10 protein-coding genes are annotated in these 13,243 nt (G+C 52.1%); 6 read left to right on the top strand and 4 right to left on the bottom strand.

Annotated features, from left to right (window positions below; translation table 11 throughout):
• Positions 1-34 precede the first annotated feature (34 nt).
• Together rbfA and GWK09_RS05530 are read left to right on the top strand one after the other, a co-directional pair.
• Entirely contained in the window at positions 35-424 is a 390-nt protein-coding gene (rbfA, locus tag GWK09_RS05535; RefSeq protein WP_163691993.1) for a 30S ribosome-binding factor RbfA, read from the top strand.
• Between the two features lies 1 nt (position 425).
• A complete protein-coding gene (locus tag GWK09_RS05530) occupies positions 426-1,625 on the top strand; it encodes an ABC transporter permease (protein WP_163691992.1) in 1,200 nt (399 codons plus the stop codon).
• Here GWK09_RS05530 and dusB read toward each other — a convergent pair.
• From dusB to GWK09_RS05515, 3 genes are all read right to left on the bottom strand, one after another.
• Positions 1,622-2,614: a tRNA dihydrouridine synthase DusB gene (gene dusB / locus GWK09_RS05525; protein WP_163691991.1), complete on the bottom strand. Its 993-nt coding sequence runs from the start codon at positions 2,612-2,614 to the stop codon at positions 1,622-1,624. The genes GWK09_RS05530 and dusB overlap by 4 nt on opposite strands.
• Positions 2,615-2,667: 53 nt before the next feature.
• The gene (locus GWK09_RS05520; protein WP_163691990.1) at positions 2,668-5,079 is read right to left on the bottom strand and encodes an outer membrane beta-barrel family protein; all 2,412 of its coding nucleotides are present in this window, start codon (positions 5,077-5,079) and stop codon (positions 2,668-2,670) included.
• Between the two features lie 112 nt (positions 5,080-5,191).
• Positions 5,192-6,418: a M28 family peptidase gene (locus tag GWK09_RS05515; RefSeq protein WP_163691989.1), complete on the bottom strand. Its 1,227-nt coding sequence runs from the start codon at positions 6,416-6,418 to the stop codon at positions 5,192-5,194.
• A 38-nt stretch (positions 6,419-6,456) separates the two neighbouring features.
• Between GWK09_RS05515 and GWK09_RS05510 the strand changes: the two genes are divergently transcribed.
• Positions 6,457-7,563: a TolB family protein gene (locus tag GWK09_RS05510; RefSeq protein WP_163691988.1), complete on the top strand. Its 1,107-nt coding sequence runs from the start codon at positions 6,457-6,459 to the stop codon at positions 7,561-7,563.
• Between the two features lie 53 nt (positions 7,564-7,616).
• Positions 7,617-9,413 carry a translation elongation factor 4 gene (gene lepA / locus GWK09_RS05505; protein WP_163691987.1) on the top strand — a complete coding sequence of 599 codons (1,797 nt, stop codon included), beginning with the start codon at positions 7,617-7,619 and terminating at the stop codon, positions 9,411-9,413.
• On the opposite strand, the gene GWK09_RS05500 is transcribed toward lepA, so the two are convergent.
• Positions 9,403-11,274 carry a cation:proton antiporter gene (locus tag GWK09_RS05500; protein WP_163691986.1) on the bottom strand — a complete coding sequence of 624 codons (1,872 nt, stop codon included), beginning with the start codon at positions 11,272-11,274 and terminating at the stop codon, positions 9,403-9,405. The genes lepA and GWK09_RS05500 overlap by 11 nt on opposite strands.
• Before the next feature lie 231 nt (positions 11,275-11,505).
• Between GWK09_RS05500 and GWK09_RS05495 the strand changes: the two genes are divergently transcribed.
• Positions 11,506-12,366 (top strand): MBL fold metallo-hydrolase, encoded by an 861-nt coding sequence (locus GWK09_RS05495; protein ID WP_163691985.1) that lies wholly within the window; start codon positions 11,506-11,508, stop codon positions 12,364-12,366.
• Positions 12,350-13,240: an SMP-30/gluconolactonase/LRE family protein gene (locus tag GWK09_RS05490; protein WP_163691984.1), complete on the top strand. Its 891-nt coding sequence runs from the start codon at positions 12,350-12,352 to the stop codon at positions 13,238-13,240. Before GWK09_RS05495 ends, GWK09_RS05490 begins: the two co-directional genes overlap by 17 nt.
• The last annotated feature ends 3 nt before the right edge of the window (positions 13,241-13,243 follow it).

Here is a 13,243-nt window from a genome sequence, read left to right as displayed (position 1 = left end):
TGGCGCTTGGAATTTACCTGCGTACTTTTACCCCATGGAAACACAAAGGCAGAAAAAAATAGGGGGACTCCTCCAACAGGACCTGGCGGATATCCTGCAAAGGGCAGCCACCCAGGGTGCCCCAGGGACCCTGATCTCCATCTCCAAGGTGTCTGTCACTTCCGACTTGTCTATAGCCAAGGTATATGTGAGCGTCTTCCCGACAGCCAAAGCGCAAGGGGTGATGGAAGAGATCAAAGAAAGCAACCCCGCTATCCGGCACGAACTGGCTCAGCGCACCCGCCACCAGCTCAGGCGTATGCCGGAACTGCACTTCTACCTGGACGATTCCCTGGAGTACATAGACGGGATTGAACGCTCTTTGAAAAAAGGGGAGAACCCCATAGAAAATCCCGATCTCCTCCCGCGGAGAAAGAAATCCTAAAATGAATTTCCCCTGGTACATCGCCAAGCGCTATGTGCGCGCCAAGAGCAGCCAGAACGCGGTTAACGTCATCAACTTTATCACCTTCCTGGTGATCGTCATCGGCTCGGCAGCCCTTTTTATCGTGCTGTCCGGATTCGCCGGACTCAAGACCTTTTCCCTCTCTTTTAGCGAGACCTTTGATCCCGCCCTCAAAGCCGAACCCCTGACGGGAAAATACTTTAGCCTGACCCCGGATCAAAAGGAAGAGCTCAGCAAGATCCAAGGTATCACGGCCTTTTCAGCAGAGCTGGAAGAACGTGTCTACCTCACCCACAAGCAAAAAAGCCACGTAGCCTGGATCAAAGGGGTAGATTCTGCCTATGCCCGGGCCACCCGAATAGACTCCGCCCTTTACTGGGGGGAGTGGGCCATTGAGAACCAGCAGGGAGTGATCGGACTCGGGATCGCCAATATGCTGGGGATCGTGATCAACGATTACCGCAACCCCCTCATCGTACTGGCCCCCAAACCGGGAAAAGGCAGCCCCTCCCTCCAGGCCAAACCCTATAACCAACTGGCCCTGGTAGTGGCAGGAGTATACGCCGTGGAAGAGAACCTCGACAAGAAATACGTCTTTACCTCCCTCCCTCTGGTACAGGCCCTCCTGGAACGCAGCCCGGATGAGATCTCTGGAATCAACTTCGAACTGGAGGCCGGGGCCGATATAGAGGAGGCAAGGGAAAGGATCAAGGCCGTCTTGGGGCCCCAGGTGAGCCTGAAAAACCGGGAAGAACAGAACAGCACCCTCTATAAAATGCTGAATACGGAAAACCTGGCCACCTACCTCATCTTTACCCTGGTACTTATCATCGCGCTATTCAATGTGGTGGGGGCCATCATCATGATGATCCTGGATAAACAGCAGAACTCCCGTACCCTTTACAGCCTGGGGACCACGGTAAGAGAGATCAGGCGTATCTATTTTTTGCAGGGGGTGATCGTGACCGGGCTGGGCGGACTCCTCGGGATCTTCATCGCCTCCCTCCTGATCTGGTCCCAGCTCCTATTTGGCTGGCTGAGGATCACGCCCTCCCTGGCTTATCCGGTAGAATACAGGATGGTGAATGTATTGATCGTGCTGGGTACGATCCTGGTACTGGGGGTGATCGCGGCTAAGATCGCCAGTAGCAGGGTAAACAGGAAGTTACTGGCTGCTTAGGCGAACTGGTAGTGCCCGAACGTCTCCAGGGCCTCGTCAAAGGCGGCAAAGACATCGGCTGCATCGTCGCTGGTCACCATCTTCATCCGCAATTCCTTAAAGTTGGGGATCCCCTTAAAATAATTGGTATAATGTCTTCGGGTCTCAAAGACGCCCAATTTCTCTCCCTTCCAGTCGATCGCCATCTGCAGGTGCCTGCGAGCGGCATCCACCCGTTCTTCCATGGTAGGGGGTGCCAGGTGGGTACCCGTCTTAAAGTAGTGTTTTACCTCTTTAAAGAACCAGGGATAGCCAATGCTGGCCCGGCCGATCATGGCCCCGTCCAGCCCAAATTCGTCCCGCATCCTCATGGCTGCTTCCGGGCTGTCTACGTCCCCGTTCCCGAAGACCGGGATATGCATCCTCGGATTGTTTTTTACCTCGGCTATAGGATGCCAGTTGGCCTCCCCCTTGTACATCTGCACCCGGGTACGCCCGTGGATGGAAATGGCTTGGCAGCCCACATCCTGCAAACGTTCCGCTACCTCCACGATACGGATGGAAGATTCGTCCCATCCGAGTCGGGTTTTAACGGTAATCGGGAGTTTGGTGTGTTTCACCATCGCTGCCGTAAGGGAGACCATCTTGTCAATATCTTTTAGAATACCGGCCCCGGCCCCTTTGCAGACCACCTTCTTTACCGGGCAACCGAAGTTGATGTCGATGATATCCGGGTTGGATTGCTCCACGATCTCCACCGATTGCAGCATGGAATCCAGGTTGGCCCCGAAGATCTGTATGCCCACCGGGCGTTCCTTCTCGTAGATGTCGAGTTTCATCACACTCTTGGCCGCATCCCGGATGAGTCCTTCAGAGGAGATAAACTCCGTGTACACCACATCGGCCCCCTGTTCCTTGCACAGAGCGCGAAAAGGGGGATCGCTCACATCCTCCATGGGGGCGAGCAAGAGGGGAAAATCCGGCAGCTGTATGTCTCCTATATTGGGCATATGGGCTTTATGAGAGTGGCAAAATTAAAAAGAATGCTTGAAATAACAGCAATTTACTCGTTGTCAAGCCGTTGAAGTTCACTTTTTTGAATGTCTCCATCGGCATTGGAAAGCCTGAAATTACCAAAGTTATAGGTAAAACTCAGGCGAACGAACTGGGTCTCCGGACGCGAAAAATGAGTGTTGTCCTGGTTGGAGTAGCGGGAGACATATGTTCCGTTGGCCCTCCGGAGCAGGTCTTCCGCAGTAAGAGAAAAGGTGGCCCGGTTATTCCAGAGTGATTTCCGTATGCCGGCATTTAGGGTGATCATCTCGGAAACCTGGAAAGAACCGTAGAGGAATCCGGTAAGATAGGTCAGGGAGGTATCGGCCTTCCAGCTCCCGTCCTTAGATAGGGTAAAGATGTTGCTGAGATTCCCGTAATAGCCTGATACTTCGTTGGTAAACTGTTCGATCGGACTTTCCACAGCCAAAAAGGTTTCATCCTCATAGAAGATGGAATTGTAGAAATACACGTACCATTTGGGGGTCAGGGAAGTGGCAAGGGTAAGGTCGAGCCCGTAAGATGTGCTCTCCAGTACGTTCTGCTTGATCTCCCTCAGGGTCTGGTTGAGGTTGTCCTGGAAGGTGATCCGGCTGATGTAGGCCCCGTTGTCCCTGTAGTAGAAGTCGATGAAATAGGTGTCCTTGATCGAAAGGTTCAGGTTGAAATTATGGCTGAAGGCGGGGACCAGGTTCGGGTTCCCTTCATCAAAGTCGTTTTCATTCAGGAAGTAGCGGAAAGGGTTGAGGTCTGAATATTTAGGCCGGGTGATCCTGCGGCTGTAATCCAGGGTAAAGCTGTTCTCTTCTCCCAGTTTACGGCTGAGAAATAGGGAGGGAAACAGCTCGAAATAATTCTGGTTGTTGATCTGATTCAGGGCGAGGGAACGTGCCTCTACCTCAGTCTGCTCTCCCCTCAGGCCCAGTTTCAGGGACCATTTTCCCCAGTCCTGGTAGAGGCTGGCATAGATGGCCCCTACGTCCTCGTTGTATTCAAATTCGTCCGAAAGGGCTATATCAAAAGGGGGCTGCGAATTGTTCACATCAAAATAATCGATGGCGCTGTTAGAGCGGATAGCGGACGCCCGAACCCCGGTTTCGAAATTCCCATTTTTAATGGGCGTGTAGAAGTCGAATTGCCCTGTGTAAATATCGATCTGCTGGCGTGCATCGGTAGAGAATCCAAAGGTACGCAGGAAGTTACCGCTCGGGTCGAAATAGTCGCTAGCCCCCGCCTGCTGTCGGGAAAAATCGTAGTAGGTATAATGGGCATTCCATTTGATGAAAGCTCCGTCCTTCTTCAACCGTCTTTCATGGCTCAGGTCGGCGGAGAGGTTGATCAGGTCGTCATCCAGCTCACTTTCATTGACCAGGGTCGAATCGAGTTGTCCGGCCCCGTCTCGCATCACCGTGAATACCTCGTTCCGGATCTGTTTGTTTGGAGAATAGCTCGCATTGGCCGTGAGGTTGAACAGGTCCTTCTCAGAAGGGGTGTAATCCAGGATGGCCGTGGCCTGCTGAGCCCAGGAACGGGTGGTGATATCGTTGTTAGTCTGCCAGTCGGCATAGGTGGTATTCGCAGGATCCTTGAACCGGATCCCTATATCGGAACGGCTAAATTCCTTCCGTGGGTTGATGGTGTAGTTGGCGAAGAAACTCAGTTTATCCCCTTTGAAATAATGTCCGGTGCCCAGGCCGTATTTTGGGAAGATAGATTGTTCTGCCTGTGCCCGGATACTCCCCTTATAACCAGGTGCTACATTCGTCGTTGTCCGTATGTTGAGGATAGGGCCGTCTTCTGCCTCGTAACTGGCCGGAGGGTTTGGGATCACCTCTATAGCAGAGATCGTATTGCCCGAAAGACCTGTCAGGAACTCACTGATCTCCTCCTGGGAGAGCTGTACCTTGCGGTTATTGAAGTAGACCGTGGCCTGTTGTCCGCGGATCTCCAGGTTCTCCCCTGTAACGATCACCCCGGGGGACCGGCGGAGGACGTCATAGGCATTGCCTTCTCCGGCTATGGTATTCTCCACGTTAAAGACGAGGCGATCTGCCTTGCGTTCAATTACAGGCTGGTTGCCCAGGAGCAACACCTCATCGAGCCATTCCACGTCCGGCTCCAGGACGATGGCGCCTATCTCCAGGTCTCTGCGGATATCCAGCCCGACCAGTACGGAGCGATAGCCAAAATAGGCGGCCTGGAGGTAATAGATATCGGGTTTGATCCCGGAAAGGACAAACCTGCCGGTTTCGTCGGCGGAGATCCCTTTTACCTGGGTGCTGTCTGAGACTTGCAGGAGGATAACGTTGGCAAAGGGGAGCGACTTTCCGTCTGCATCCCTTACCGATCCCGATACGGAAAACGACTGCCCATAGATAAGCACGGGAAGTAAGCCCAAGATGATGAAGATGGGGTATCTCACAGTGTCGTAGGTTGACTGTAAATCTATGAAATAAATTCTGATACCTCACAAAAAAGGACAGCCCTGTGGCTGCCCTTTTAAGATCACTCTTGTAAGAAATTCTTTTCAGGGTCTAAAAACCAACCCTTACATCCATGGTCTTCCCATCTCTAAGGATGACTATGGTAGTGGTATCCCCCTCATCAAAGACCGAAAGGGCCCTCATATAGCTCATCATGTCCGTTACGATGCTGTCTCCCATCTTCACTACGATATCGCCTTTCATCAATCCTGCCTTTTGCGCAGGTTTGTCTTCGCTTACCCCGTCTATCCTCATTCCTTCCCCTCCGAAAAGGTAATCCGGGATCACCCCAAGGCCCACCTTGAAACGGGGTACTTCCTCACTCTCATTCTTGGTTTTCCTGAAGGCCAGTTTTGGGTTGTCATTCAACTCGCCTATGACCTCCATGATATAGTCCGTGATCTGTTCCATCCCCTCGTAGTTAAGTCGGTCCGCATCATCCGTGGGTTTGTGGTAGTCTTCGTGCTGTCCTGTAAAGAAGTGCAGTACCGGGATGTCCTGCAGGTAGAAAGAGGTATGGTCAGACGGGCCTACGCCTGATTCCTTCAACACGAGTTCAAAACCGGGATTGTAGGCGTTGAGCACCTGCGGCCAGATGGGGGATGTGCCGGTCCCGCTGACAGACAGCACCTTGCTATCCCTGAGGCGGCCTACCATGTCCATGTTGATCATGTAGGTGACGTCCTTGAGGTCTATGGTCGGGTTCTTGGAAAAGTAGTTAGACCCCAGCAAGCCGATCTCCTCCCCGGAGAAGGCCATGATAAGGTAATTGTTCCCTTTGAGTTCCCCATCCTTAAGGCGTTTTGCGAGTTGGAGTAAAACGGCTACGCCACTGGCATTATCATCTGCCCCGTTGTGTATAGCGTCTTCTCCCCTGTGTAGAGAACCTTCTCCCCCCATCCCCAGATGGTCATAATGGGCCCCTAATACAACCGTACTCTCTGCCTGGTTGTCAATAAAGCCGATGACGTTAGTTCCCGTGATGGTACTGTCTGAAGCCTCCACGTACTGGATCTCCTGATGCGGGTCCTTCTTGGGTTTGAAAGTAAAGGTCTGAAAGTAGGTGCCGGCATTTCCGCCAGGGCTAAGGCCGATCCCTTCATAGCGTTGAACGAGGTAGTCTGCTGCCATCAGTTCATTCTGTGTCCCCGTTTCCCGTCCCTTCAGGGAGTCACTGGCGAGGAAAGCGACATCGTCCTGCAGGGTATAGACCTTTGGGGCTTCCTGCCGGCAGGAGACGAAAGCGGCAATAAAAATGAGCCAAAAACTGTATTTCATCATTTTTGAGTTTATTTTTGATCAAAATTAGGCAAAGCATGAGAAAAATACTCTTTTTATTGTTGATATCGGCTGCCTTCAGCTGCAAATCAGACCCAAAAAAAACAGAAAGTGCCCCGGACACAGGCCCCTCCCTTATGGCGGGGACAGACACTTTGATCTACCCTGAGGAAAAATATTTCAAGTCCATCCGGCAGGTGACCTTCGGAGGGAACAACGCCGAAGCCTACTGGAGTTTTGATGACAGCATGCTCATCTTCCAGTCGGATTACAACAAGTGGGGGGTGGAGTGCGACCAGATCTTCCTAGCCCATGCAGATGAGCAATACGGAGACACTACCCCGCCTATGATCAGCACCGGGATGGGACGAACCACCTGTTCCTATTTCCTGCCAGACAACAAGCATATCGTCTACGGTTCTACCCACCTGGGCGGAGAGGCCTGCCCGGAAGTTCCCCTGCGTTCCAACGGGAATTACGTATGGCCGGTCTATGATACCTTCGATATTTTTGTGGCCGACCTGGAAGGGAATATCGTTAACCAGCTTACAGATACCCCCGGATATGATGCCGAGGCCACGGTCTCTCCCAAAGGAGATAAGATCGTCTTTACCTCCACGCGCAGCGGAGACCTCGAACTCTATACCATGAACCTGGACGGGAGTGACGTAAAACAGATCACGGATGAACTGGGCTATGACGGAGGGGCGTTCTTCTCCCCGGACGGCAGTAAGATCGTCTTCAGGGCGAGTCGGCCAAAAACCGAAGCCGAGATCACAAAATACAAAGACCTCCTGGCCAGGGGGCTGGTGGAGCCTACCGACATGGAACTCTTTATCTGCGATGCAGACGGGAGCAACCTGAGACAGCTCACCTTCCTGGGCAATGCCAACTGGTGTCCGTACTTCCATCCTTCCGGCGAGAAGATCCTTTTCTCCAGCAATTTTGAGGCGGAAAGAGGCTTTCCTTTCAACCTCTATTTCATCGACATTGACGGGAAAAACCTGGAGCGGGTCACTCACGGTAAGACCTTTGACGCCTTCCCGGTCTTCTCCAATGATGGAAAATACCTGGCCTTCTCCAGCAACCGCAATAACGGCGGCACGCGAGACACCAACTTGTTTATAGCAGAATGGCAGGAATAAGCATTTTTCGCACTATCTTTGCCGCTCTCTGAAATTGCGTGAGGAAAAAGGAAATGAAACACATCAGGAACTTCTGTATTATCGCCCATATCGACCACGGGAAAAGCACCTTGGCCGACAGGCTGCTCGATTTTACAGGATCCGTCACAGAGCGGGATAAGAAGGAACAGCTGCTGGACAATATGGACCTGGAGCGGGAAAGGGGTATCACCATCAAGAGCCACGCTATACAGATGGAATACACCTACGAGGGCGAAAAGTACATCCTCAACCTCATCGACACCCCCGGGCATGTGGATTTTTCCTATGAGGTGTCCCGTTCCATTGCCGCTTGTGAGGGAGCCCTCCTGGTAGTGGATGCCGCCCAGAGCATACAGGCCCAGACCATTTCCAACCTCTACCTCGCCCTTGAGAACGATCTGGAGATCATCCCGGTCCTCAACAAGGTAGACCTGCCCAGTGCCAATCCGGAAGAGGTCACCGACGACATCGTGGACCTGCTGGGTTGTGACCCTGAAGACGTGATCCCTGCCAGTGCCAAGACGGGCATAGGCATAGGGGAGATCCTGAAAGCCATTATAGAGCGCATCCCTGCTCCCAAAGGGAACGTGGATGAGCCCTTACAAGCCCTTGTCTTTGATTCTGTCTACAATCCCTTCCGGGGGGTGGAGACCTATTTCCGGGTGATCAACGGGCAAATCAGCAAAGGACAGAAGATCAAATTCGTGGCCACCGGAAAGAACTATTACGCCGATGAAGTAGGTACCCTGAAGCTCACCCAACTGCCCCGCCCCACCATCAAGGCCGGGGATGTGGGCTACCTGATCACGGGCATCAAAGATGCCCGGGAAGTGAAGGTGGGTGATACCATCACGGATGCAGACAACCCCACAAAAAACCCCATTGAGGGCTTTGAGGACGTAAAACCCATGGTCTTCGCCGGGATCTATCCCGTAGATACGGAGGATTTTGAGGAATTGCGATCTTCCATGGAGAAGTTGCAGCTCAATGATGCTTCCCTGGTCTTTACGCCAGAGAGCAGTGCTGCCCTGGGTTTCGGCTTCCGTTGCGGCTTCCTGGGCATGCTCCACATGGAGATCATACAGGAGCGCCTGGAGAGGGAGTTCGACATGACGGTGATCACCACCGTTCCCAACGTGAGCTACCAGGCGTTTACCAAAAAGAACCCGGACGCCCCTATCACGGTAAACAACCCGTCAGACCTGCCGGATCCGTCTACCTTAGACCGGGTTGAAGAACCTTACATCAAGGCGACCATCATCACCAAGGCAGATTACGTGGGCAACGTCATGTCTCTCTGTATTGAAAAACGGGGTCAGATCACCAACCAGACCTACCTGACCACGGAAAGGGTGGAGCTGAATTTTGACATGCCCCTGGCGGAGATCGTATTCGATTTTTACGACCGACTCAAGACCGTTTCCCGGGGATATGCTTCTTTTGATTACGCCCCTATCGGGATGCGGGTCTCCAAGCTGGTTCGCGTAGATATTTTGCTGAACGCACAGCCGGTGGATGCCCTCTCGGCCCTGATCCACGCAGACAATGCGGCGAACATCGGGAAGAAGATGTGTGAAAAACTGAAGGAACTTATCCCCAGACAGCAGTTCGACATTCCCATCCAGGCAGCGATTGGCGCCAAGATCATTTCCAGGGAGACCATCAAGGCCCTGAGGAAGGATGTGACGGCCAAGTGTTACGGAGGGGATATCTCCCGAAAGAGAAAGCTGCTGGAAAAGCAGAAGAAAGGGAAAAAACGCATGCGGCAGGTGGGCAATGTGGAGATCCCTCAACAGGCTTTTATGGCCGTGTTAAAACTCAACGACTAGACTTCGCCTTTTTTTTGGATGCGGGAGATTGCTCCTCCACCTGATCCAGCCTTTTCCCCAGGTACACTAGTTGATATCCGGCTTTGATATCCTTAAACGTCTTACTGAAGGAAGGGATGATCTGCAGGTCCCCGTCCGGTGCTTTCAGGAAGAGGGGAACGATGTGGTCATCGGCCTTGGTGATCTCTATCAGGCCTTCATAATGTTTCTGGTCCTTGAGTTTGATCTCGTGAATGGCGGGGAATTTCCTGGCCGCTTCGGTAAGCTTGATAAAATCATCCGTATGGGAGAACAGCCCTTCTTTCGGGTTGTTCTCGGGGTCGCCCATCTCATCAGAGTCCACCAGTCGGAAAGAGCCATTCTCCCCGAACTCCGACTGGAATTTGTCGATTGCGTATTTGTTGATATCTGAGTTCCCGGTGAGTGCCATCAGGTACCCTACATCGTTCAATTCAATATTATCTGTGAGGTTGTCCGAATAAATGTTTGCCGCAAAAGCCTCAAGGCCCATGTTCTTGCATTTCTCAATATTGGTCTCGTTGTTGTCGATCACCACCACATGGCGGTTGTTGTTCTTGAGGTAATTCGCAATGATCCTGGAAATCTTGCTGGCTCCGATGATAAGGATGCCTTCGGATCGTTCGAGGAACACGCCAATCCATTTGGCAATAAGCCTTGCTGTGGTGGCATTGAGCAGTACCGTCCCCAGGACGATCATAAAAACCAATGGGGTGATGTATTCGGCCCCGGGCTCTCCTTTTGCGATCAGCTTGGAGCCAAAAAGGGAGGCGATACCGGCTGCCACGATCCCCCGCGGGCCCACCCACCCGATAAAAAGTTTTTCATTCAGTTTCAGACCCGAACCCTGCGTACTCAGAAAGACCCCCAAAGGCCTGATCAGAAATACGATGATCAGGAAGAGGATGGCCGTGTTCCAGTTATAGATCAGCTCCATGTCGCTGATATTGATGTTAGCCGCCAGCAGGATGAACAGGATGGAGATCAGCAGGACGCTGAGGGACTCCTTGAAGTAGAGCAGCTCTTTGAGGTTGGGCAGATTCATGTTCCCCATCACCATTCCCATGACCACCACGGCCAAAAGGCCCGATTCATGGGCAAAGATATCCGATTCTACAAAGACCAGAAGGACTACCGAAAGGGAGACTACATTGAGGAGGTAGTGGGGGATAAAATTCTTTTTGATGGCAAAGGCCAGGGCGTGCGCAAAGGTAAATCCGAAGGTAAATCCAAAAAGCAGGATCTTGCCGAATTCGATCAGGGCGGTCTTAGTATAGGCCTGTCCTTCCCCCACACTGATGAATTCGAATACCAGTACCGCAACCAGGGCACCGATAGGGTCGATCAGGATACCTTCCCACTTCAAAATAGCAGAAACATCTTTTTTTAGCGGAATGTTCCGAAGTATGGGCGTGATAACCGTAGGTCCGGTGACAATCACGAGGGCCGAGAACAGAAAGGACATCTGCCAGCTGAGGTCAAAGATAAAATGGGCCGCGATCCCAGCCCCAAAAAAGGTCACCATGGTCCCTATGGTGATCAGCTTCGTGATCACCGGTCCCACATTGGAGATCTCAGACCGCTTTAAGGTGAGTCCCCCTTCAAAGAGGATGATACTGATGGCCAGGGATACAAAATAATACAACCCATCCCCGGGAAAAAGCCCCTTCTCCCCATTCCAGACAGGCTCGATGAGTTTGGTGCCGTCCTCCGTATACAAGGTGGAGATGGGTCCTACCAGCAAGCCGATAAGGATAAGCGGCAGGATGGCCGGAAGCTTTAATCTCCAGGCCACCCATTGCGCCACAATTCCCAGAATAATTATCCCCGCCAGTTCAAGCATTTCTTTCTATTTAAGCAAAAGGTCATGATTCTTCCCTTTTTGCATCTTTGACAAATAAAAACAATATTCCGTTAACACCCATCGGAACGCTTAGGATTTCCTTCGATACAGGTACTTTCCTCAGGAATATGTCCCTTCGTCGGAGGAATGCTCAAGGATTTGTTAAATTCCGCCGGGAAAGGAAGTTGTAGCCCTCTCTTTTCTTAATTTGCGCACTGTTTTGTCGATTTCATGAAGCTGTACCCCATAGAAGCAGGAAATTTTAAATTAGACGGAGGCGCCATGTTCGGTGTTGTACCCAAGTCGCTTTGGAACAAGTCCAACCCCGCAGATGCCAACAACATGATCGATATCGCCGCCCGTTGCCTCCTCATAGAGGACGGAGACAGGCTGATCCTCATCGATACAGGGATGGGGGACAAACAATCGGATAAATTCTTCAGTTACTACTATCGGTGGGGAGATCATACGCTGGACGATTCTCTGAAGAAGGCCGGCTTTCACAGGGATGACATCACCGATGTGTTTATGACTCACCTGCATTTCGACCACTGTGGGGGAAGCGTCCAATGGAATGCAGACCGTACGGGATACGAGCCCGCCTTTAAAAATGCCGCATTCTGGACCAATCAACCCCACTGGGAATGGGCGGTAAACCCCAATGCCAGGGAAAAGGCCTCCTTCCTCAAGGAGAACCTCCTCCCAATGGAAGAAAGCGGGCAACTGAAATTCGTATCTGTCCCCGGCTCACCCTACGGACATGCTCCTGAACTGGGTTTTGATATCCTCTTCGTGAATGGGCATACAGACAAACAGATGATCCCCCACATTCAATACAAAGGGAAAACCCTCGTCTTTATGGCCGACCTCCTGCCAACGGTAGGGCATATCCCACTGCCTTATGTGATGGGGTATGATACACGCCCCCTGCTGACCCTGCCCGAAAAGGAGGCTTTCCTCAACCGGGCTGCTGACGAAGGTTTCTGCCTCTTCCTGGAACACGACGCCCATCAGGAGGTCTGTACCCTGCAGCACACAGAAAAAGGGGTTCGCTTAAAAAACACCTATTCGTTTGATGAAATCTTCTCATAGGCCCGTACTCATTATCTCACTGATCCTGAGCTTCTGGAATCCTTTACACGCCTTCCAGAGCGAGGACCTTACCCCTGAATTCAGCTTTACCGAAGGAATCGAGGGTCCTGCTGTGGACAAATCAGGCGCTCTCTATGCGGTAAACTACGGGGAACAGGGCACCATTGGACGCGTAAGTGAAACAGGGATGGCCGAGTTATACCTCACACTGCCGGAGGGCAGCATAGGCAATGGCATACGCTTTGATAGGGAAGGAACCATGTATATAGCCGATTACGCAGGCCACAAGGTCTATCGGGTAAAACGCGATTCAAAACAACCTGAAGTGTACGTGGAAGGCCCTGAAATGAACCAGCCTAACGACCTGGCCCTTTCCGATACCGGGGTGATCTACCTGAGCGACCCGAACTGGGGGGAAGGTACCGGCAACCTGTGGATGGTACCAGGGGCCGGAGAACTGGTCCTGCTCGAGTCGGGTATGGGAACCACCAATGGGATAGAGGTAAGTCCGGACGGTAAATACCTCTATGTGAATGAATCAGAACAGCGGAAAGTATGGAAGTACGACATCCTGCCTGACGGAACCCTGTCCGGGAAAAAACTTCTGATCTCATTCGAGGATTATGGCCTGGACGGAATGCGTTGCGATGTAAAGGGGAACCTGCTCATCACGCGATATGGGAAGGGAACGGTGGTTCTGGTCTCCCCCAAGGGAAAAGTCCTGAAGGAGATCCGCCTAAAAGGAAAGAACCCTTCAAACCTGGCCTTCGGGGGGCGGGACGGCAGAACCGTGTACGTGACCCTGGCAGACAGGGGGTGTGTGGAAAAGATCCGCCTTCCCCATAAAGGAAGCTATTACAGTAAAATTCATTAAAAG

Origin of the sequence: Muriicola jejuensis, from assembly GCF_010671595.1 — a bacterium.
Taxonomy (GTDB): Bacteria; Bacteroidota; Bacteroidia; order Flavobacteriales; family Flavobacteriaceae; genus Muriicola; species Muriicola jejuensis.
Note: the sequence above shows the minus strand (reverse complement) of the source record. Positions and strands in the feature narration are given on the sequence as shown.

Excerpts from the sequence above, each read along its gene's own strand:
- rbfA (WP_163691993.1), top strand. The coding sequence starts at position 35 with ATGGAAACACAAAGGCAGAAAAAAATAGGGGGACTCCTCCAACAGGAC.
- GWK09_RS05530 (WP_163691992.1), top strand. The coding sequence starts at position 426 with ATGAATTTCCCCTGGTACATCGCCAAGCGCTATGTGCGCGCCAAGAGC.
- dusB (WP_163691991.1), bottom strand. The coding sequence starts at position 2,614 with ATGCCCAATATAGGAGACATACAGCTGCCGGATTTTCCCCTCTTGCTC.
- GWK09_RS05515 (WP_163691989.1), bottom strand. The coding sequence starts at position 6,418 with ATGAAATACAGTTTTTGGCTCATTTTTATTGCCGCTTTCGTCTCCTGC.
- GWK09_RS05510 (WP_163691988.1), top strand. The coding sequence starts at position 6,457 with ATGAGAAAAATACTCTTTTTATTGTTGATATCGGCTGCCTTCAGCTGC.
- lepA (WP_163691987.1), top strand. The coding sequence starts at position 7,617 with ATGAAACACATCAGGAACTTCTGTATTATCGCCCATATCGACCACGGG.
- GWK09_RS05500 (WP_163691986.1), bottom strand. The coding sequence starts at position 11,274 with ATGCTTGAACTGGCGGGGATAATTATTCTGGGAATTGTGGCGCAATGG.
- GWK09_RS05495 (WP_163691985.1), top strand. The coding sequence starts at position 11,506 with ATGAAGCTGTACCCCATAGAAGCAGGAAATTTTAAATTAGACGGAGGC.
- GWK09_RS05490 (WP_163691984.1), top strand. The coding sequence starts at position 12,350 with ATGAAATCTTCTCATAGGCCCGTACTCATTATCTCACTGATCCTGAGC.